This is a genomic window from Desertimonas flava (assembly GCF_003426815.1).
In the GTDB taxonomy this organism is placed as follows: Bacteria; Actinomycetota; Acidimicrobiia; order Acidimicrobiales; family Ilumatobacteraceae; genus Desertimonas; species Desertimonas flava.
The window spans coordinates 1-20,279 of record NZ_QKYK01000045.1 but is presented as its reverse complement, the minus strand read 5'-3'; the positions used below and the strand labels follow the sequence as shown (position 1 = coordinate 20,279).

At 71.5% G+C, this 20,279-nt stretch carries 17 protein-coding genes; 6 read left to right on the top strand and 11 right to left on the bottom strand.

Features of this window, described 5'->3' with window-relative positions:
- Window positions 1-16 precede the first annotated feature (16 nt).
- The 3 genes from DN771_RS27335 to DN771_RS27325 all read right to left on the bottom strand — a co-directional run bounded on the left by DN771_RS27335 (window position 17) and on the right by DN771_RS27325 (window position 5,510).
- On the bottom strand, window positions 17-1,567 hold the full coding sequence (locus tag DN771_RS27335; protein WP_117000747.1) for a DUF5719 family protein: 1,551 nt from the start codon (window positions 1,565-1,567) through the stop codon (window positions 17-19).
- A complete protein-coding gene (locus DN771_RS27330; protein ID WP_117000746.1) occupies window positions 1,564-5,049 on the bottom strand; it encodes a glycosyltransferase in 3,486 nt (1,161 codons plus the stop codon). The genes DN771_RS27335 and DN771_RS27330 overlap by 4 nt, the downstream gene beginning before the upstream one ends.
- A 149-nt stretch (window positions 5,050-5,198) precedes the next feature.
- Window positions 5,199-5,510, bottom strand: coding sequence for a hypothetical protein (locus DN771_RS27325; protein WP_162942483.1), 312 nt, complete (start codon window positions 5,508-5,510; stop codon window positions 5,199-5,201).
- A gap of 124 nt (window positions 5,511-5,634) precedes the next feature.
- Here DN771_RS27325 and DN771_RS27320 point away from each other — a divergent pair, with 124 nt between their 5' ends.
- Window positions 5,635-7,023, top strand: coding sequence for a lipopolysaccharide biosynthesis protein (locus DN771_RS27320; protein ID WP_162942482.1), 1,389 nt, complete (start codon window positions 5,635-5,637; stop codon window positions 7,021-7,023).
- A gap of 33 nt (window positions 7,024-7,056) precedes the next feature.
- On the opposite strand, the gene gmd is transcribed toward DN771_RS27320, so the two are convergent.
- Window positions 7,057-8,052, bottom strand: a complete 996-nt coding sequence (gene gmd, locus DN771_RS27315; RefSeq protein WP_117000743.1) for a GDP-mannose 4,6-dehydratase — start codon at window positions 8,050-8,052, stop codon at window positions 7,057-7,059.
- Window positions 8,053-8,074: 22 nt separating this feature from the next.
- Here gmd and DN771_RS27310 point away from each other — a divergent pair, with 22 nt between their 5' ends.
- Window positions 8,075-8,947: a glycosyltransferase family 2 protein gene (locus tag DN771_RS27310; RefSeq protein WP_162942481.1), complete on the top strand. Its 873-nt coding sequence runs from the start codon at window positions 8,075-8,077 to the stop codon at window positions 8,945-8,947.
- Window positions 8,944-9,888, top strand: a complete 945-nt coding sequence (gene cofD / locus DN771_RS27305) for a 2-phospho-L-lactate transferase (protein WP_117000742.1) — start codon at window positions 8,944-8,946, stop codon at window positions 9,886-9,888. The genes DN771_RS27310 and cofD overlap by 4 nt, the downstream gene beginning before the upstream one ends.
- A gap of 7 nt (window positions 9,889-9,895) precedes the next feature.
- Here cofD and DN771_RS27300 read toward each other — a convergent pair whose 3' ends face one another.
- Window positions 9,896-10,528 (bottom strand): hypothetical protein, encoded by a 633-nt coding sequence (locus DN771_RS27300; RefSeq protein WP_117000741.1) that lies wholly within the window; start codon window positions 10,526-10,528, stop codon window positions 9,896-9,898.
- Between the two features lie 120 nt (window positions 10,529-10,648).
- Here DN771_RS27300 and DN771_RS27295 point away from each other — a divergent pair, with 120 nt between their 5' ends.
- Both DN771_RS27295 and DN771_RS27290 read left to right on the top strand, forming a co-directional pair.
- Window positions 10,649-11,314 carry an RNA polymerase sigma factor gene (locus DN771_RS27295; RefSeq protein WP_117000740.1) on the top strand — a complete coding sequence of 222 codons (666 nt, stop codon included), beginning with the start codon at window positions 10,649-10,651 and terminating at the stop codon, window positions 11,312-11,314.
- Between the two features lie 87 nt (window positions 11,315-11,401).
- Window positions 11,402-12,661 carry a protein kinase domain-containing protein gene (locus DN771_RS27290; protein WP_162942480.1) on the top strand — a complete coding sequence of 420 codons (1,260 nt, stop codon included), beginning with the start codon at window positions 11,402-11,404 and terminating at the stop codon, window positions 12,659-12,661.
- A gap of 10 nt (window positions 12,662-12,671) precedes the next feature.
- Here the strand turns inward: DN771_RS27290 and DN771_RS27285 are convergent, their stop codons facing one another.
- Genes DN771_RS27285 through DN771_RS27260 form a run of 6 tightly spaced genes read right to left on the bottom strand, consistent with a single transcriptional unit; the run spans window position 12,672 to window position 19,101 of the window.
- The gene (locus DN771_RS27285; RefSeq protein WP_117000738.1) at window positions 12,672-13,664 is read right to left on the bottom strand and encodes an NAD-dependent epimerase/dehydratase family protein; all 993 of its coding nucleotides are present in this window, start codon (window positions 13,662-13,664) and stop codon (window positions 12,672-12,674) included.
- The gene (locus DN771_RS27280) at window positions 13,636-14,652 is read right to left on the bottom strand and encodes a nucleotidyltransferase family protein (RefSeq protein ID WP_117000737.1); all 1,017 of its coding nucleotides are present in this window, start codon (window positions 14,650-14,652) and stop codon (window positions 13,636-13,638) included. The genes DN771_RS27285 and DN771_RS27280 overlap by 29 nt, the downstream gene beginning before the upstream one ends.
- 22 nt (window positions 14,653-14,674) lie before the next feature.
- Complete coding sequence (locus DN771_RS27275) at window positions 14,675-15,610, bottom strand: hypothetical protein (RefSeq protein ID WP_162942479.1); 936 nt, start codon at window positions 15,608-15,610, stop codon at window positions 14,675-14,677.
- A 53-nt stretch (window positions 15,611-15,663) separates the two neighbouring features.
- Complete coding sequence (locus tag DN771_RS27270) at window positions 15,664-16,905, bottom strand: glycosyltransferase family 4 protein (RefSeq protein WP_117000735.1); 1,242 nt, start codon at window positions 16,903-16,905, stop codon at window positions 15,664-15,666.
- Between the two features lie 13 nt (window positions 16,906-16,918).
- Window positions 16,919-18,019 (bottom strand): glycosyltransferase family 4 protein, encoded by a 1,101-nt coding sequence (locus DN771_RS27265; protein ID WP_117000734.1) that lies wholly within the window; start codon window positions 18,017-18,019, stop codon window positions 16,919-16,921.
- On the bottom strand, window positions 18,016-19,101 hold the full coding sequence (locus tag DN771_RS27260; RefSeq protein WP_117000733.1) for a glycosyltransferase family 4 protein: 1,086 nt from the start codon (window positions 19,099-19,101) through the stop codon (window positions 18,016-18,018). The genes DN771_RS27265 and DN771_RS27260 overlap by 4 nt, the downstream gene beginning before the upstream one ends.
- A 77-nt stretch (window positions 19,102-19,178) precedes the next feature.
- Between DN771_RS27260 and DN771_RS27255 the strand changes: the two genes are divergently transcribed.
- Window positions 19,179-20,153, top strand: coding sequence for a GDP-L-fucose synthase family protein (locus tag DN771_RS27255; protein WP_117000759.1), 975 nt, complete (start codon window positions 19,179-19,181; stop codon window positions 20,151-20,153).
- Window positions 20,154-20,279: the final 126 nt, after the last annotated feature.

Sequence of the window (20,279 nt, the reverse complement as noted above, 5' to 3'; positions counted from 1 at the left end):
GGCCGGGGTGACCGGGTCAAGCGGCCGGGACCAGCCAGCTGGCGACTCGGCCCTGGGCGCCCGACTCACGGGGCAGCACCCGCTCGACGAAGACCCGCGACGTCGACCGCACGATGAGCGGTACGCCCACCGCCGACTCGGGGATGTCGATCGCCACCGTGCCCTCGTCGGGGAGCGCCACGGCGTCGAGACCCTCGACGTTCACCACGCCGTCGGCACGGATCGCCTGAACGGTGACCGTGGCGGCGACCGCCTCGGTGTTCTGCACGATCAGACCGGCGGTGGTCGCCTCGTGGGGCCCGAGCCCCATGTACCACGTGTTGGCCACGTAGCCGTCCTCGCGCGCCGTGCCCCCCGGGGTGACCGACGAGGTGCTGATGCCCTGGATCGTGCGGGTCAGCGTCCGTTCGACGACGAACGTCTGGCTCGGCTCCTCGGACGTGAAGGCCATCGAGACCAAACCCTCGGGGATGTTGGGCACGTCGCTGAGCAGGAACGCGACGACGTCACCGGCGCCCACCGGGATCGGTTCCGGCGGCGCGTAGGAGCCGTCGGTGGGGCTCTCGAAGCCGAGCGGGATGGGCCTCACCTGGATACCGAAGTCGTTGGGGTTGAAGATCGCATACTCGGCGGTCACGCTCTCGGCGTTCTCGCCGGCGGCGAACCACCACAGGTTGCGCAGGGCCGGGGCCCCCAGCACCATCGAGTAGCCGTCGCGGCTCTCGGTGTCCCAGTACTGGGCGCGGCCGGCGACGAGGCTGCCGCGGGCGGCGACGATGCTGACGCCGACGTTGATCTCGTCGTCGACGGTGTGCTCGCGCAGGTCGATCGTGCGGACCGACTTGGCGGGCACGGTGAACGACTCGATCGGGCGATTGCCTCGGCTCGTCTCCAGCATGATGTCGACGACCGCCGCATGGTCGTGCGGGTTCGACAGCACGATGAGGTCCTGGCTGCCCTCGCTGGTGTCGCCGGTGGCGAAGTACCACTGCGACGCCGGGCTGTTGGTGCACGCGGCGACCGACTCACCGATCGACGTCTGCCGCAGCGGCCACGTCGAGCGCTGCTCGACCAGGCCGCCACCGCCCTGGATCTCGACGACGGCCGCTGCGTACGGCGTGTCGACGAGCTCGTCGATGTCGAACTCGTGGGAGGCGTACGCCGGGATGCTGAACGGCTGGACGAGCTGCTGGTCCTCGCTCGCGGTGAGCACCGTGATCGTGCCGTTCATCGTGTCGCCGTCAGGATTGAACACCCACACCTCGCCGGCGATGCGCTCGGTGTCCACCGTGTCGGCGGCGGACTCGCCGGCCGCGGCGTCGGTGTCGTCTCCCGCCGGTTCGCTGGTGGGCGTGTCGGCGGCCGGTTCGGCCGGCGCACCGGCGGGCACGCCCGGGCAGTACCACGTGCTGCTCAATCCGCCCGGCGCCGGCGCCGACGGCATCCACGGCGAGGCCACCTCGGAGAAGACCGGATCGACGGTGGTCGCAGTGTCGCGGGCCACGACGACCATCACGATGATGCCGACCACGGCGACAGCGAGCATGGGAAGGCGCCGCAGGATCACGCGCCGCCCCTCTCGTCCGGGCCGAACGGCATCGGATCGTCGTCATCGGCGTCGTCGTCGAACATCTCGTCGACCCACGCCGCCCGGTGGTCGTCCTCGTCGACGTCGGCGATCGCCAGCCCGGCGAGGGGCACATCGCCGAAGAGCGGGTCCATCGGCTCGGCCAGCTCGGTGCGCTCGATCGGTCGCAGCCGCGGCTGGACGCGCGTCGGGTCGTCGTCGTGCAGCGGCCGGGTGTCGGACAGCTCGTCGAGCTCGATCGCCTCCTCGTCACCGCCGACACCGCTGCGCCGGCCGAGGGCCCGGCCGAGCCACCCAGGCGTGCGCAGGCGGCTGGCGACGACGAGCGCGGCGACCCACAGGAGTCCCTGGAGCAAGAGCTGGGTTCGACGCGAACCGGGCTGCTCGTAGCTGAGCTCGGCGGGGCCGGCGGCGGGGATGTCGAACGCGGTCATCGCGCCCAGCCCCACCCGGGGAGCGATGTTCTCGCCGTTCACGGTCAGCGTCCAGTTGTCGTCGAACGGGACGGCCAGCTGGAAGACGCCGGCCTCGAGCGTGCCCGTCCCGGATCGGTCGTCGAGCACGGTCCCCAGCGCTGCCGTCCCCGACGTGAGGTCGGCCCGCACCAGCTCGGCCGGCGTCTGGGCCACCGCGCTCCCCGCCGCCGCGCCCGTGAACAGGGCCGCCGCCGGGTACGCCGAGCGATTCTCGTAGAGGACGAAGTTCGGCGCGCTGTAGCGCAGCTCGAGGTCGAGCTGGGCGCCGAGGGCGCCGAGCAGGCCGCTCGGGACGTCGACGGGATGCTCGGGGGTCGACACGGCGCCGTCGTAGACGGGGACGACGATGAAGCGGATGCCGAACGGGGCGAGCAACCGACCGCCGCGCTGGGTGACGTTCCCGCCGATGTCGGCGAGGGCCGCGCGCAGGGCGTCGTCGGCGTCGGTGTGCGGTGCGACCCACCGGTCGGCGATGCCGGGCAGGCCGGGTTCGGTGAGGAGCATGCCGATCCCCTCTCCGAATCCGCCGGCTGCGGGCTCGACGTCGATGGGCGCGCCCGGCAGCAGCCGGGGATCGCCGAGATAGAGCACGCGGAAGTCGCCGAGCTCGTCGTCCGGTGCGATCTGCGTCTCGACCAGCTGGGCCATCGTCGTGGTCGGCGCGTACCACGACCCGTCGGTGATCGACAGGAGCGATGGGAACAGACCGACGCCGACGGCGGCGACAGAGAGCAGACCGACCGGCTGCCTCCAGCCGAACGTGCCGCCGGCGACGTCGGACGAGAACGACGACACGGCGCTCGCCGCGGCGATCGAGAGGCCGAGCGCTACCGGGGCCAACAAGAAGCCGACCTCGGGCATGCGCATCGGCAGGTCGCCGCGATCCTCGAGAACGGCGAGAGCGCCGAACGCGATGACCAGGCCGGCCGCCCGGGCCGACCAGGTGAGGCGCCACGCGCGAGCGAGCAGCAGGCCGGTGACGACGGGCAGGTACAGGGCCAATCCGAGCCGCCCGAGCTCGGCCTGGCCCACGTCCATCGCCGCCACGTCGGCCAACCCCCGTCCCGTCGGGCCGGCGAGCGAGACCGAGCTGAGGCTGTCCCACGACCAGGTGGTAGACGCCGGGACGTTGAGGAGCCAGGCGCCGACGCAGGCGCCGAGACCGAGACCGCCGGCCCAGGCGGCGGTCCGCCAGCCACTGCCGGCGGCGAGCGATGACAGGCCGATGACGACGGCGACGCCGGCGAGGATCACGACGACCGGCGGGGCGACGGCAGCCGCCAGTGCGGCGACGATGGCGAGGACGGCGGCGCGACGGACGCGTTCGCGGGGCTCGAGCTCGACGATGCCGTCGACCAGGTCGACCGCCGCAGATGCGGGGTCGGCGGTGCCGATGCCGACCGAGACGCGGAGGAGGTGCACGAACCACGGCACGGCAGCGAAGGCCACCAGCGCACCGAGCCGTCCGGTGGACACCACGCCGGGCACGAGGGGCATCGCCACGTAGGTGACGAGGGCGACGATGCGTTCGCGGTTGGAGGGGAACAGGTCGGCGAGCCGCCACACCCCGAGCCCGCCGAGCAGGATCAGCCCGACCACAAGGGCCGTGAGCCCGAGCGACATGTTGAAGAGCCAGAAGACGCTGCCGGCGGCCAGCGCGGCCAGTCCCGTCGGATTCGGCGAGGTGGCCCCGAGCCCGTTGCTGTTCCAGCCGGACGTGAAGGCCCGCCAGAGGTCGCCGGCGCCCGACGGGAACGGGAGGAACTCGCCGATGACCGGCACCGATCCGCTGATCAACGAACGGCTGGCGATCAGCACGGCCACGGTGACGCCGGCCCAGGTGATGACCGGCGCCAGTGACCGGTCCCGCCACCGGCGGGTCGTCTCCCCGACGCCGATGAGCGTGCGCATCTCGCGATCGCGGAGGAACGACCGCAGGCGGTTGCTCCCCCGTGATTGGAGGCCGTGGACCTCGTGATCGCTCACGCGGCGCTGCTTGGCGATCGAGCCGCGGCGGGCGAGATAGGTGGGGAACCGGGGGACGACGCCGACGAGGGCGCGCACGGCGGCCCACCCCTCGCCGAACCGGCCGGCGAACACGCCGAGCACGATCTCGACGATCGTCAGGCCGATCAGCTCGAGGATGCGGAGGGGCAGCCGTGATCCGGCCGTGAGCGTCATCGCCGAACGCATGTGGTTGCGCGCCCGCATCGCCGCGTGGCCGACGTCGGGACGGCGAAGCTCGAGCTCGCCCCGGTGCCGCACACGCGCCGAGGGGGCGACCACCACCCGGGCCCCGGTGATGTGGGCCCGCCATCCGAGATCGACGTCCTCGCCGTGGAAGCGCATCGAGTCGTCGAACCCGCCGAGCGCCCGGAAGAGATCGGCGCGCACGAGCATGCATGCCGACGGCACGGCGAACACGTCACCCACGGCGTCGGCCTGCTCCTGGTCGAACTCGCCCGGCTCGACGCGGGATGCCGGTTCGCCGAAGCGATCGACGTCGAGGCCGACGTCCTGGAGGAGCCGGGCGTTGTCCCAGCTGACGAGCTTGGGCCCGACGATGCCGGCGTTCGAGCGGTACAGCTCCTCGACCATCAGCCGGATGACGTCGGCCGCCAGCGCAACATCGTCGTGGCAGATGCAGAAGAAGCCGCTGTCGCCCTCGACCACGTCGAGGACGGCATTGGCGGTGGGTCCGAAGCCCGGCCCGCCGCTCGGTCCGCCCTCGACGATGCGAATGAACGCCGTCGGCAGCGTGGCCCGGATGCGCTGACCGATGTCGGTACCGTCGGCATCGGTGGTGCCGCCGGCCACGAGGAAGAGGGTGTTGAGGTTGGGGTAGTCCTGACGGGCCAGTGACTCGAGCGTCTCGGTGAACCAGGCCCCGGGCTCGTGGACGACGACCACCGCGACCACCGGTGGCGCGACGGGGCGGCCGGCGTCCTGATGAGCGTTCGCCCCGTCGGGGACTGCGGTGGTCACGGTGGATCGAGGCTATCGGGCCGGCTCGTCAGCCAGCCGTCATCAAGTTGACAACAATCCGCAACATGGACCGGCGCCGCGGGCCCGAGGGCTCCGCGGCGCCGGCAGGGCGCGCCAAGTGGCGATGTGGGGACGCCGGAAGCGACGGGTCAGCGCGTCACAGCGGCCTTGACCGTGGCCACCACGGGCTCGGCCAGCGACGCGACACGCGACCGTTGCGTCGTGACGATCTCTGTCAAGACGGCGGTGAACGCGGCCTGCAGCTCACCGGCCCGCTCGGCGGTGAGGGCGACGAGGCCCGTGCCGGCGTAGGCGGCCCCGCGGGCGATGGCCAGGACGTCGATCTCGGGCAGATCGAGCTTGGCGAGGTCGAGGCTGAACAGGTCGACCTTGGGGAACGCGACCTTGGGGAGCTCGAACGGCAACTCGAACGGCATTTCGAACTTGGGCAGGCTTGGCATGATGGACTCCTGACAGGTGGGAGGCGAGATGAGTAACACTGTAGAGCAGAGCGCTAACTTTTGCAAGCGCAGGGTGGGTCCCGCCGCCCTCCGAGTGGCGACGTCGCGTTAGCGTGTGACCCTCGTGTCGTCTCCGCCCTCCAAGGCATCGCCTCACGCTCCGGCAGCGTCCAGAGGGCCCAGCCTCGCCGCCCTTCGTACGTCCTTTCCTGAGGGCACGATCCCCGTCGGCATCGCCCTGCTCATCGCCGGAATCGCCACGTACGCGTTCTTCATCGTCGGCGAGAAGGGTGTCGGGGGTGCCGACGAGTTCCGTCCGCTGAACTCGCTGTGGTTCGCCACCTTCGCCCTCGCTCCCGGCTTCTTCCTCCCCCTCGAGCAGGAACTCGGTCGGGCCATCGGGCACCGTCGCGCCACGGGCCAGGGGGGCCGGCCTGTCGTCGCCAAGGTCGGCCGTCTCGGGCTCGCACTCGGCGCCGCCGTGGTCGTCACGCTGCTCGCCGGCGGCAGCTTCCTGGCCAACGAGTACTTCGACGACGACTGGGTGATGGTCGCCGCGCTGATCGTCGCCTTCGCGAGCTATGCCCCGGCCCATCTCGCACGAGGCGTGTGCTCCGGGTCGGGTCGGTTCCGGCCGTACGCCATCATCATGGGAGCCGACGGACTGGTCCGCCTGGCGCTCTGTCTGATCCTGCTCGTCGTCGGCGTCGAGGCGGTCGGGGCCTACGCCTTCGCCATCGCCGTGTCGCCGCTCGTCGGCATCGCCTACGTCGCCTACAGGGGCCAGCTGCACACCGAACCCGGCCCGGAGGCCTCGTGGAAGGAGGTCACCCCCAACCTCGGCTGGCTGCTGCTCGGCTCGGTGTTCGCCGCCGGCATCCTCAACGCCGGCCCGGTCCTCACCAACCTCCTGGCCCCCGACGGCGTCGACGACTCCGGCCGCACCTGGGACTCACAGGTGTCCGACTTCGGCAAGGGCGTGTTGCTCGCCCGGATCCCGTTGTTCATGTTCCAAGCCGTCCAGGCTGCGCTCCTCCCCCGCCTCAGCCGGCTCGCCGCGTCGGGAGACTTCGTCGAGTTCCGCGCCGGGCTGAAGCGGCTGTTCTACCTGGTCATCGTCGTCGGCGTGGTCGGGACGGTCGGCGCCCTGGCGCTGGGCCCGTTCGCCCTCGAGAAGGTGTACGACGCCAAGCTCGAAGGAACGACCCTGGCCATCCTCGCCGCCGGCAGCGCCTGCTACATGCTGGCCCTGGCCCTCGCCCAAGCGGTGATCGCCCTCAAGGGCCACAAGCTCGTGGCCATCGGCTGGGTGTCGGCGGGGCTGGCTCTGGCGCTCGGGACGTGGCTGGGAAGCGACGAGGTGTTCCGGCGGGTCGAGATCGGCCTGTTGATCTCGTCGGTGACCGCCGTGTTCTTCTTCGCGGCCGCGCTCCGCCGGCGGCTCGACTCCGGCGTCCGCCCCGACGACGCCAGCGTCCTCGAAGCCTTCACCGACATGCCGTTCGAGACCTGACCACCGAGGTCCGACCGGTAGCCGGGAGCGGAGTCAGGACAGCGTGATGCCGGCCTTGGCGGCCTCGAGTTGCAGGTCGTTGTCGACCATCATCTTCACCAGCGTCTCGAAGTCCACCTCGGGGATCCAACCGAGCTTCTCGCGGGCCTTGGTGGCGTCGCCGATCAGCAGGTCGACCTCCGCGGGCCGGTAGAACTTCGGATCCTGGCGGACGTGGTCGCGCCAGTTGTCGATGCCGACCTGGGCGAACGACAGCTCCACGAGTTCCTCGACCGAGTGGGTCTCGCCGGTCGCGATCACGTAGTCGTCGGGCTCGTCCTGCTGCAGCATCAGCCACATCGCCCGGACGTAGTCGCCGGCATAGCCCCAGTCGCGCTTGGTGTCGAGCGTGCCCATCACCAGCTCGTTCTGCAGACCGAGCTTGATCCGGGCGGCGGCGTTGGTGACCTTGCGCGTGACGAACTCGATGCCCCGGCGGGGACCCTCGTGATTGAACAGGATCCCGGAGCAGGCGAAGAGCCCGTAGCTCTCGCGGTAGTTGACGGTGATGTCGTGGCCGAACACCTTGGCGGCGCCGTACGGCGAGCGCGGGTGGAACGGGGTCATCTCCGTCTGGGGGGTCTCGCGGACCTTGCCGAACATCTCCGACGACGACGCCTGGTAGAAGCGGATCCGGTTGTTCTGGGTGCCCCCCACCATGCGGATCGCCTCGAGCATGCGCAGCACCCCGAGCCCCGTCGTGTTGGCGGTGAGCTCGGCCTGCGAGAAGCTCAGGGCGACGAACGAGATGGCACCGAGGTTGTACACCTCGTCGGGCTGCGCCTGCTCGAGGGCGGCGACCAACGAAGGCAGGTCGGCGAGGTCACCCGGCACCAGTTCGACGAACGGCATCTCGTCGACGACCTGAGCGGCCTTGGGGTTGTTCTGACCCTTCACCATTCCGAACACGTCGTAGCCCTGACCGTGCAGGAACTCGGCGAGATGGCGGCCGTCTTGTCCGGTGATCCCGGTGATGAAAGCGCTGGGCACGGCGCGAGTCTACGGTGAGCGGGTGATCGCGGTCGTTGTGCTCACCTTTCGCGCCGAGCCGGGCGTGTTGCGGCGTTGCCTCGACTCGGTGGTGCGCTCGGGCGACGCCGACCGGGTGGTGGTCGTCGACAACGGGCCGTCCGTCGGGATCGACGATCTGCCGGCCGGAGTGGATCTGGTGACTCCGGGCGACAACCTCGGCTACGCCGGCGGGATGAACGTCGGGCTGCGGCACGCGCTGGCCGGCGGCGCCGACGCTGTCGCCCTGCTCAACGATGACACCGTGGTGTCACCCGGTTGGCTGGCCGCGCTGGCGCCGTATCTCGACGACACCCGGCGCACAGGTGCCGTGCAGCCCAAGCTCCTGCTCGCCGGCGACCCGCCACGAGTTCAGAGCGTGGGCGTGCGACTGCGTGGGGACGGGGCGGGCATCGACATCGGCTACGGCGAGGCCGACACCGGCCAGTACGACCGGGCTGGCGAGATCGCCATCTTCAGCGGCGGAGCCGTGCTCTTGTCGCGCGCCTTCCTCGACGACGTCGGTGGCTTCGACGAGCGCTACTTCCTGTACTACGAGGACATCGATCTTGCCCTCCGCGGCGCCGAGCGTGGCTGGAGGTACTGCGTGGAGCCGGCGGCGGTCGTTCACCACGACATGAGCGCCACGACGTCCGCCGATCCCCACGGCCGGAGGTACTGGCAGGAACGCAATCGCCTCTGGTGTGCCGCCCGCCATGGCTCACCGGTCGGCATCGCCCGGGCCCTGGCGTTGGCGGTCGCCCGGCTGGCGAAGCACCCCGGTCGACCGCAGGCAACGGCGATCCGCGACGGACTCAAGGGACTGCCCGCACGCCTCGCCGAGCGCCGCCACCCTCTAGCGTTCCCCCTGTCATGATCACCGTGCTCTGTGGCGGCGTCGGCGCCGCCCGCTTCCTCTCCGGCCTCGTCCAGGTGGTCGACCCGGCCACGATCACCGGCGTGGTCAACACCGGTGACGACGCCGTCATCAACGGTCTGGCGATCTCGCCCGACCTCGACACGATCGTCTACACCCTCGCCGGAGCCATCGACCGCGAGCGCGGGTGGGGTCTCGGTGGTGAGTCGTGGAACACGATGGACGCCCTTCACCGCTATGCGGTCGTGCGCCCGGACGACTCCGAGGCCGCGGCGACGTGGTTCAACCTCGGCGACCGCGACATCGCCACCCACCTGTACCGCACGACGCGCCGGGCCGAGGGGGCGTCGCTCACCGACATCACGGCGGAGATCGCCGCGGCGTGGGGGCTCGCCGTCAGGTTGTTGCCGATGAGCGACGATCCAGTCGCCACCCGCCTCGTGCTTCCCGATGGTGGCGACATCGCGTTCCAGGACTACTTCGTGCGCCGGCACCACGAGGTCACCGTCTCGGGCGTGCGCTTCGTGGGTGAAGCCAGTCCGTCGGATGCGGCGATGGACGCGATCACCGATGCCGACACCGTCATCGTCGCCCCCTCGAACCCGCTGGTGTCGATCGGCCCCCTGCGCTCGCTGCCGGGAATCGACGCCGCGCTGGCCGCTCGCCGCGACCGCACCGTCGCCGTGTCCCCGATCGTCGGAGGCCGCGCCCTCAAGGGCCCCGCCGACAGGATGCTGACCGAACTGGGCCACGAGCCGACCGTGCTGGGCGTCGCCCGGCTCTACCGCGACATCGCCGCCACGCTGGTCATCGACCCGGCCGACGCCGATCTGGCGGCGGCCGTCGAGGGCGCCGGTATGCGGCCAGTCGTCACGCCGAGTGTGATGTCGACACCCGAGTCGGCCGCCCACCTGGCGGCGGCGACGCTGGCCGCACGCTGATCGCGACTCAGAGCTCGGCGATGGTGACGAGGCGATCGCTCGGGGCGTAGAAGACCTGCACGACGGGGGCGCCGACGAGGCCCTCGAACGTGAGCACCACCTCGGCCGTCTCGCCGGCGACGAGCGAGCCGTCCTGGGTCGGGTTCTCGCCGCCGGAGGGGTCGATGTCGTCGGCCCGGAGCTCGAACCCGTCGGCATCCTGGGCGACGAAGTCGTAGTACGAGTACTCGAACACACCGCGCGGGATGAGGCTCTCGATCGAGACGGTCACACGGGTGTACTCGTTGCCCGCGCTCGGGCCCCACGACTCGTCGTGACCGGACCACGCCTCCTCGACCTCGACCACCGTCATCGCCGCCAGCTGGGCGCCGTTGCGATCGAGCACGACCACCGGCTCGAACCCGGTGGGCACCACCGCCGCGATGTCACCGGCCTCCGTGCCGGGGGCGAGCTCCACGGTGGCCACGTCGCCGGCCCCGTCGGCAACGGTGGCGAGCGTGTCCGGCTCGGTCGTCGCCGGTTCGTCGGCGATGCTGTCGGGCGGCACGCTGCCGACGGATGCGGCGTCGACCGACGTGGCGGCGGCGGTCACGCCGATGGTGGCGAGGGCGATCAGGGCGGAGGCGGACGACTTGCGCATTGGGGGATTCCTTCTCGTAGCGGTTCACCGGCGTCGGTGCCGGCCCCATCTTGGACGGGGACCCCGGCCGAAAGGTTTCGCGGCCATCACGACGAATTCGTGGGGCATGATGGTCCGGAGATGTCCGGACAACCTGCGCGCCCGACCTCGCCGGTCTCGCCGGCCGTCCTCGACGCGGCGATCGGTGGCGATCGCCGGGCCGGTGACGCCGTCGCCGCGGCGATCGCCGCGGCGGGACGCGACTCCACGCTGCTCGACGATCTCGCCGTGGCTGCGGCCGGCGGATCGGCGCCGGCCCTCGACCTGCTCCTCGGAGCCGTCGAGGAGCTGGGGCTGGCGCGCTCGGCCATCCGTCGTATCGTGCTCGAGCCGGCGGCGGTGGACGACGTCGTCCAGGACGTGGCGATCTCGCTCGCCGAACGGATCGGCACGTTCCGCGGCGAGGCCCGCTTCACCACGTGGCTGTACCAAGTTTGCCGATTCAAGTCGATCGACCACCTGCGCCGCCAGCGCGACCAGGTGAGCCTCGACGACGACACGTCCGTCGAGGTGCCGGGATCCGACGCGGCGCGGATCTCATCGATGATCGCCACGCGCACAGTCCTGCGGGCGGCGATCGACGAGCTCCCCGACCACTACCGGGGCCCCCTGGTGCTTCGGGACATCGAACGTCTGCACTACGACGAGATCGCCCAGCGGGCCGGCATCCCGCTCAACACCGCCAAGACCCGCGTGGCCAGGGCCCGGGCACTGCTCGCCGGCAAGCTGGCGACGAGACCGGACTGACCGCACGTGGCCGACACCGCGCACCCAGCCGCGCACCCACCGGCGCGCTCGGCCGGACACGTCCCCACCACGATTGGGCGGTACCGGGTGACCGGGCTCGTCGGCACGGGCGGATTCGCCGCTGTGTACCGGGCCGTCGACGAGCGCGTCGGCTCCGAGGTCGCCATCAAGCTCCTCGCCGACCACCACAGCCTCGACCCCGACATCCGGGAGCGCTTCATCCACGAGGCCCGCCTGCTGCGCCGCGTCAACTCGCCGCACGTCGTGCGCTTGTACGACCTCGACGAGACCGAGCGGCGCCAGCCGTTCCTCGTCCTCGAGTACGTCGCCGGCGGCAATCTCGAGGCCCACCGGCTGCGCCTTCTCCGATCGACAGGACGTCGGGTCCGGCGCGAGGACGTGGTGACGGTCGCGCGCGGGGTCACCGCCGCACTGCGGGCGCTGCACGCCGAGCGGATCGTCCATCGCGACCTGTCGCCGACCAACCTCCTCATCCGGCAGCGGCACGTCGATGGTCCCGATCAGGACGGCGGCGGGTTCTTCCAGATCGACGACGAGTTGGTCCTCGCCGACCTCGGCCTCTCGAAGGACCTCGCCGCCTCGTCGGGACTCACGGCCGCCGCCGGTACCTACGGGTTCGCCGCGCCGGAACAGCGCGTGGCCGGCACGATCGACGAGCGCGCCGACGTCTACGCCGCCTCGGCCCTGCTGACGTGGTTCGTGCTCGGCCGCGAGCCGGGAGCCGACGACCGGGCCGAACTGGAGGCCGCGGGATGGCCCTCGGCGTTCGCCGACCTGCTGGCCCGCGGCCTCGCCACGGATCGCACCGCCCGACCGGCCGACATCGATGTCTGGCACGACGACGTGACCTCGGCTCTGGCGCTCGGCGAGCCGGGGCCCGGCGCCCGGGAGGCGCCGCAACCGTCTCTCCCGCGCCGCCGTCGCCAACGGGCCATGGCGGCGGTCGCCGGCGCCGTGGCGGTCGGGGCCGCGCTCGGCGTGGGCGGCGCCACGCTGCTCGACCGCGGCGACGATGGGGCGACGACCGACATCGAGGAGCTCGACGACGACACCATCCGCGCGTCGATGACCGCCGATGGCACCGAGTCGTCGTTCGAAGGCCCGGCGCGGCTCATCGTCGGAGACACCGCCACCTACCGAGCCGTCAGCGAGGGCGCAGCGTGGATCTGGTACGACGAGACGTTCACCCCCGTCTCCGACAGCCGCACGGTGACCGCCACACCCCGCAGCGAGGGCGTGTTCACGCTGCGGTTGGCCACGGTGACACCCGACGGCGTCGCCGTTGCGACGGCCGAGATCCCGGTCCACGCGCCGCCCGACACCTGAGCGGCAGGGGTCAGTCGGTGGGCGGGTTCCGGGTGGCCGTGATGCCGTCGGGAAGCAGCGTCCACGACGCCCAGCCGAGATGGATCCGGGCCCGGACCGGCGACACGCTGAAGCGCGCCAGCTCGTCGGGTCGGGCGGCGACGAACGTGGGGGCCGGTCCGCTCCTGGCGACGATCGCGGCGAGATCGCGCAGCGTCGTCTGCACCCCGGTGCCGACGTTGACGACGAGGCCCGACCCACGCTCGCGCGTGCGGATCAGGGCGTCGACGACGTCGTCGACGTAGACGAAGTCGCGGCTCTGGCGGCCGTCGCCGGTGAGGCGCGCCGGTTCGCCGCGGCTGGCGGCGTCGATGAGCGCGGCGACCACCCCCCGCTTAGGGTGCTGTCGCGGCCCGTAGACGCTGGACGCGGCGAGGGCCGTGAACTCGATGCCGTGCTGCTCTCGGTACAGCGTGAGCAGGTCGACGATCGCCTTGGCGACGACGCCACGCACACCGCGCGGAACGATCTCGCCCTCTTTCGCCGGCAGGTCGCGGCTGGAGGGATACCCGTGCATCGCCGTCGCCGGCAACAGCACCACGACCTTGGACACCGATGCCTGGCGGGCCGCCTCGAGGACCGTCAGCGTGGACGTGAACGACCGGCCCAGCGCCGTCGGGTCGGTGCGGCCGGGCGGGAGCAGGGCGAGGTGGAAGATGTGCTTGGGACGCCGCAGCGTGACGAGGTCGCGCACCTCCGGGGCACTGGCATCGATCGTGTGGATGCGCAGGTCACCACCGTTGATCCGTGCCGTCTCGCGGGCGCTGGACAGGTTGGCGAGCGAGCCCGACGACAGGTCGTCGATGACGTCGACGGACACCGCCGCGGCGAGCAGGCGTTCGACGAGATGCGACCCGATGAACCCGGCGCCGCCGATGACCAGGACCTCGGCAGGGGGCCGCCCACCCGAGCGCGACGCGTCCGCCGGTGGATCCTCAGCCGGTCGGTTCGGGGACTCGCTCATCGACGACCTCCTGACCGGCCTGGATGTGGGCCGCGGCACCGATGACCGCACCCGACAGCGAGGCCCCGTCGGCCACGCTTCCCATCACCACGGAGTTCTCCACCACCACATCGTGCCCGATCGACGCGCCGCCCAGCAGCACCGACCGGTGCACCCGCGATCCCGGACCGACGCTGACCCCGGCGGCCACCACGCTGTCGATGATGGCGGCACCATCGACGGATGCGGCGGGATCCACCCCGTCGCCACCGCTCACCGGATGATCGACACCCGCGTCGTAGCGTCCGGCGAGGCGATCGAGGTTCGCCCGGAGTAGGGCTTCGGGCTTGCCGGCATCGAGCCAGTAGACGTCGCTGGCGAACCCGTACAACGAGCCGCGGTCGACGAGCGCCGGGAACGTCTCGCGCTCCACGGACACCGGCGTTCCGGGCTCGATCAGGTCAAGGACGGAGGGCTCCATCACGTAGGTGCCGGCGTTCACCAAGTTGCTCTCGGTGACGCCGGGCGGCGGCTTCTCGACGAAGCGCAGGACCCGGCCCTCGTCGTCGAGCTCGACCACGCCGTACGCCGACGGATCGTCGACCGGCGTGAGGTAGAGCGTCGCCTCGGCGCCGAAGCGGCGATGCGCGGCGACGATCTCCGAGACGTCGAGATCGCTGATCGTGTCGCCGTTGACGACCACGAACGTGCCGTCGACGCCGCCGCGCTCGGCGGCGAAGCGGATCGCCCCGGCGGTGTCCAGCGGCTCGGGTTCGACCGCGTAGCGGAGCTCGACGTCCCCGCAGCGGTCGCCGGGGAACGCGGCCAGGAAGGCGTCGGGCATGAAGCCCAGCGAGAGCGTGACCGTCGTGACCCCGCCGCGTTCCAACTGGCGCACCAACCGCGTGATGATCGGCTCGTTGCCGACCGTGAGCATCGATTTCGGCACCGTGTCGGTCAGGGGCCGCAGGCGGGTTCCGAACCCACCCACGAGAACGACGGCGTGCATCAGGTGCGACCCGCCCGATGACTCAGTCGGTGGTCGGCGGCGTGCTGGACGACGGCACCGACGACTCCGGCGCCGACTCCTCGCTCGCCGACTCGTCGGTCGTCGACTCCGGCTCGCTGTCCTCGGATGCCTCGGTCGTCTCCACGGCAGGCTCCGTGGAGGCCGGGGCGATGTCGGGGATGATCGAACCGTCGGGCGTCGTCTCGACCGTCGAGCTGGCCTGGTCGGCGGCACCGAGGGCGGGCAGATCGGCGGCCCACGACGGCATCACGACATCGACGTCGTCGGGCACGAACGCGACCACGACGACCTTGCCATCACCGTCGAAGGGGATCTCGTCGAAGTTCGAGGTGTAGACCCGATCGGATCCGGGATCGGTGTAGTCCTCCCACACGACGACCTTGAGCGTGGCGTCCTCGCCGTCACACTGCGTCTCGTCCTCTTCGTACACACGCGGGAAGTCCTCCGCGACGGGGGCCTTGGTCTCCTCGTACATGAGGCCCTCGGGCAGTTCGAGCTTCTCGTCGTCGAGGTTGGCGCCGTAGTTGTCGAGGAAGATCCCGACCTTCGCCCGGCTGCCCGAGGCGCGGGCGCTGTAGGGGTGCCAGTGGATCACGCCGTCGTCGTGGCTGTGCACGCCGGTGGTGAGGAAGTCGGTGTTGATCAGGTTGCCGAGCGTGTCGACCTCTTCGAGGGCCCCGGTGAACACGACGTTGGGCGAGTCGGTGCACAGCTGGAAGCCGTACGCCCAGTGCCAGTGGTCGATGTTCGGCTGCGGCGGGCCGGAGTCGGCGGCCGGCCGCGACGCCCGGGCGTAGACGATCAGGGCCAACCCGACGACGAGCACGGCGGCGACGATGACCGGGAACAACGTGCCACCCTGGAAGCGCACACGCTTGCCCTTGCCCTTCTGGGCAAGGCGGGCAGCTTTTCTGGTCGACGACGAACTCGGGGCCACGAGGAGGCGATGCTATCCACTGAGGTGCCGAGTACCCCCTCGGGCCCCCGCCGTCAGTGGAGCGACTCGATCAAACGTTCGTACGACGCGGCCACCGCGGCGGGCGACGCGGCCTCCTCCACCCACGCCCGCCCCGCGGCGCCGAGCCCGGCACAGCGGGCCGGATCGTCCAGCAGTGACTGCAACGCGTGAGTGAACGCGTCGGCGTCGTCGGGGGCGACGGCGATGCCGGCACCGGACGCTTCGAGGATCCGGGGAACCTCGGTTCCCGGGTCGATGGCGGCGACCACCGGTCGGCCGGCGGCGAGGATCGAGTAGGTCTTGGAGGGCACGCTCACGTTGGCCAGTCCGGCGCGCAGCGGCACCACGTGGATGTCGCCGGTGGCGAGCAGCTCCACCAGCCGGTGGTCGGGCACGTAATGCCCGAAGCGGACGTTGCCGAGCCCGGCGGCCCGCTCGACCAGCTCGGCGCGCATCGAGCCTTCGCCATTGATGAGGAAGGTCGCCTGCGGGAGCCGGCGGGCGGCGGCCAGCATCAGATCGAGCGATTGCGAGAAACCGACGTTGCCGGCGTAGAGCACGACCGGCTCGTCGCCGATGCCCAGCTCGGCCCGGTACGGCGTCATCCGCTCGGCGGGCCGGATCGCGTCGGTGTCGACGAAGTTGGGGATCATGTGCACACGATCGGCCCGGTCCCGGCCGCGCCGGCGGCCCGGCAGCTTGCCGCGCACGTTGGCGGCGAGGTCGTCCGACAAGACGGTGACCGCGTCGGAGCTGCGGTAGCTCAGGCGCTCGAGCCATGACGCGACGGCGATCACGCGGCGATTGGTGATCGCCCCGGTCCGCACGGCTGCGTCGGGGAAGACGTCTTGGATGTTGAACACGAGCGGCGCCCGGTGCGACCAGGCGACGAGACGCCCGGTCAGCCCCAGCGTCAACGGCGGCGACATGGCGATCACGGCGTCGACGCGCTGCCCGACGCCGCCGGCCAACACGCCCGCGGCGCCCGCCAGCACCGAGAATCCGGCGAACCCGAGGGCCCTCCGCACGAGGTTGCGCTTGTCGTCGCCCGGGAACGGGTTGACGCGGGTGATCGTGCCCCACTCGACCTGCTGACGGCGGCCCAGCCGCGCTTCCCAGCCCGCCTCGACGGCGTGGTCGCGATACCACGGCAGGGCGGCGACGACGTGCACCCGGTGGCCCCGCCGCGCCAACTCGGACACGATGCGAGACAGGACGCGTCCGGTCGGTGCGGTGTCGGGGTCGAAGTGGGGACCCAGGACGACGATGTTCATGGCACGACGATGTTCACGAGAGAGCCAGACGGTAGGCGCGAGCCAGGGCCGCGCCCGAGATCGCCGTCGTGAAATGGGCGGCCCGGGCTCGCCCGCGCTCGATGAGCCTGGCCCGATCGGCCCCGACGTCGTCGAGTGCCCCGGCCCACGCGTCCACGTCGAGGGGCCGGACCACGGCGGCGTCGCCGGCGACCTCGGCGACCGCCGGCGCATCGCTGCAGATCACCGGTGTTCCAGCGGCCATCGCCTCCAGCACCGGCGCACCGAACCCCTCGTACTCGCTCGGGAAGACCAAGGCCTCGGCGAGGCCGATCAGGCCGTCGCGGTCCTCGGCGGGAACACGCCCCGGTCGCACCACGCGGCCCGCCAGGCCCAGTCGTTCGATCGCTGCTCGCACGTCCTGCTCGGCCGGACCCTCGCCGCCGATCAGGACGACGACGATGTCGGGATGCGTCCAGGCGGTCGCCGCGACGTCGAGGAGGAAGCGATGTCCCTTGTGCGGGTGGGTGATCGCCGGGAACACGAGAACCCGGCGGTCGCCCAGGCCGTAGCGCTGCCGCAGCACGGCCTCCGACGGCCGGTGTGCGGACGGTGCCACATCGACACCGTGGGGTACCACGACGACGGTGTCGGGATCGGCGCCGAACGCGTCCACCACGGTCGTCTTGACGAACTCGCTGGGCACGGCGACGACGCGCGCCCGCCGCACCGACGGGGGCATCGCGGCGCGGAGGTAGCGCAGCCGGGCGGCGCTGAAGTACTGCGGGAACGAGACGTACTGGATGTCGTGGATGGTGAGGACCACCGGGCGCGGCGAGCGCAACGGGACCGTTCCGCCGCCGTGGTGCACCAGGTCGCCGCCACCGAGGTGGCGGGGCAGCCACGTCAGCTCGGCGGCCAGGCGGCCGGCCAGCCCGGCCGTCCACGGCGGCCCGACGGACGCATCGAGGCCGGCCAGTTCGCGATGCGCGTCCACGAAGCCGGGCGCAACCACCAGGCGGGGAACGATGTCGGGCGCCGCAGTACGGAGACCGACGAGCTGGCGCACGAGGTACTCCTCGGATCCGCCGACCTTGCCCGGCCGGCACCACAGCAGGTTCACGACGGGCTTCATGTCATCACCGCCTCGTACTGGGCGGGGAACGTCACCGACCGGTCGAAGCGGTCAGCCACGTACTCGCGTCCTCGCTCACCCAGGTCGTGACGCCGCGCCGGATCGTCGGCGAGACGCCGGATCGCCGCCGCCATCGCCGGAGCGTCGTTCGGCGGGACCAGCTCGCCCCGATCCTCGGCGAGGTACTCCTGCGGCCCGCCGTGGTCGGTGGCGACGACCGGGAGGCCGACGCTCATCGCTTCGATCACGGTCATCGGCCCGGCCTCGGGGCGCACGCTCGAGGAGACGAACACGTCCCACGATCGCATCGTCTCGAGGGCGTCTTCGGTGTGACCGAGGAACGTGACGCGCCCGTCGAGGTCGGGGCGGCCGGCCCGCACGCGCAGCTCGTCGACGTACGACGCGTCGTGGCCGAAGTGACCGCCGGCGATCTGGAGCCGCACGTCGGGCAGGGCGGCGACGGCATCGAGGAGGACGTGCGTGCCCTTCCACGGCGCGACCAGGCCGACCGAGCCGACGACGAGCGGACGGTCGGGATCGGTGCGGCGGGGAGCCACCGGCCAGGCCACCCCGTTGGGGCGGACGTCGACGTCGAGGCCGAGCTCACGCAACGGGGCGGCGGCCGCGTCGGACACGGCGACCGTGCGCCGCAGCGACGGCCGCGCGAAGCGCACGAACCACCGCTGTCGGTCGGTCACGATCACGTCGTGGACGAGCCAGACGGCGCCCCCGCGCGGCCGGGCCAGGCGCAACGGCGGCAGCGCGAGCAGGGCGTTGACGACGACATGGGTGCCCGGTCGCCGCGACTCGGCGCGGATCGTGCGCGCCGCCGAGATCCACGACACGAGCCATTTCGACGTCAGTGAGAGGCGCCGGAGGCGGCTCGACGCGTTCTGGCGACCGGCGGGGGGCAACCCGACGTGGGCCACACCGGCCGGAATCCGGTCGACGAGCGGACCGTCCGGCGAGGCCACGGTGACGTCCCGACCTTCGGCGACCGCCCGCTCGACGAGCCTGAGCAGCACCAACTCGGCGCCCGAGACCTCACCGGAGGCACACACAGCGAGGATCGGCGACGACATGGGCGTCAATCATGCCGGGACCGACCGCATGCCGCGCCGCGCCCAGTCCCGCCACCGAGCCCATACGATCCATGGGCATGGCTGACGCTCTCCTCCCCGATCAGCGTGTCGTCGTCACCGGCGGCGCCGGGTTCCTCGGCCGCCGCGTGGTCGCCGAGCTGGAGTCTCGCGGCGCCAGCCCGTACATCGCCCGCAGCGCCGACTACGACCTCACCGTCCCCGGCGCCGCCGAGCAGCTGATGGCCGATCAGCGACCGTCGCTCGTGATCCACCTCGCCGCCCGCGTCGGGGGGATCGGCTACAACCAGGCCGAACCGGCCCCGCTGTACCTGTCCAACCTGCTCATGGGCACCCACGTGATCGAGGCGGCCAGGAGTGCCGGGGTCACCAAGACCGTGCTGCTGGGAACGGTCTGCTCGTACCCGAAGTTCACGCCGGTCCCGTTCGAGGAGGCGAGCTTCTGGGATGGTTACCCGGAAGAGACCAACGCTCCCTACGGCATCGCCAAGAAGGCCCAGCTGGTCCACGCTCAGGTCAACGCCGCCCAGTACGGCCAGCGGTTCGCCTATCTCATCCCCACCAACCTGTTCGGTCCCGGTGACAAGTTCCACCCGGCCGTGTCCCACGTCATCCCGGCACTGATCAAGAAGTGCGTCGAGGCCCACGAGTCAGGGGCGCCGTCCGTCGACGTGTGGGGCACCGGCACGGCGAGCCGCGAGTACCTGTTCGTCGACGATGCGGCGACCGCGATCGTCGATGCCGCCGAGCGCTACGACGAGGCGATCCCCGAGCCGATCAACCTCGGCGCCAATCACGAGGTGACCATTCGCGAGACGGTCGAGACGATCGCCCGCCTGGTGGGCTTCCAGGGCGAACTGCGGTGGGACGCCACCAAGCCCGACGGCCAGCCGCGCCGCCGGGTCGACGCGTCGCGTGCGCTCGACCTGTTCGGGTGGAAGGCGACGACGCCGTTCGAGGACGGCCTGCGGGCCACCATCGACTGGTACCTGGCCAACCGCACCGAAGCCGAACAGCCGCCCCGCACACTCTGACACCCGCCCGGTAACAGATGGTGCCTGCCTGGATTCCAGTGGTCACTGCAACACGTGGTTGTCGAGGATCATGGTAGGGGTCTTCCAGCCGTGGCGTTTGCGGGGTCGGCGGTTGAGCTTGGCGGC

Bases quoted from the DNA above. Each gene is read 5' to 3' on its own strand.
- DN771_RS27325 (WP_162942483.1), bottom strand. From the start codon at position 5,510: ATGCCAAGCCTGCCCAAGTTCGAAATGCCGTTCGAGTTGCCGTTCGAG.
- cofD (WP_117000742.1), top strand. From the start codon at position 8,944: ATGATCACCGTGCTCTGTGGCGGCGTCGGCGCCGCCCGCTTCCTCTCC.
- DN771_RS27300 (WP_117000741.1), bottom strand. From the start codon at position 10,528: ATGCGCAAGTCGTCCGCCTCCGCCCTGATCGCCCTCGCCACCATCGGC.
- DN771_RS27295 (WP_117000740.1), top strand. From the start codon at position 10,649: ATGTCCGGACAACCTGCGCGCCCGACCTCGCCGGTCTCGCCGGCCGTC.
- DN771_RS27285 (WP_117000738.1), bottom strand. From the start codon at position 13,664: ATGAGCGAGTCCCCGAACCGACCGGCTGAGGATCCACCGGCGGACGCG.
- DN771_RS27280 (WP_117000737.1), bottom strand. From the start codon at position 14,652: ATGCACGCCGTCGTTCTCGTGGGTGGGTTCGGAACCCGCCTGCGGCCC.
- DN771_RS27270 (WP_117000735.1), bottom strand. From the start codon at position 16,905: ATGAACATCGTCGTCCTGGGTCCCCACTTCGACCCCGACACCGCACCG.
- DN771_RS27265 (WP_117000734.1), bottom strand. From the start codon at position 18,019: ATGAAGCCCGTCGTGAACCTGCTGTGGTGCCGGCCGGGCAAGGTCGGC.
- DN771_RS27260 (WP_117000733.1), bottom strand. From the start codon at position 19,101: ATGTCGTCGCCGATCCTCGCTGTGTGTGCCTCCGGTGAGGTCTCGGGC.
- DN771_RS27255 (WP_117000759.1), top strand. From the start codon at position 19,179: ATGGCTGACGCTCTCCTCCCCGATCAGCGTGTCGTCGTCACCGGCGGC.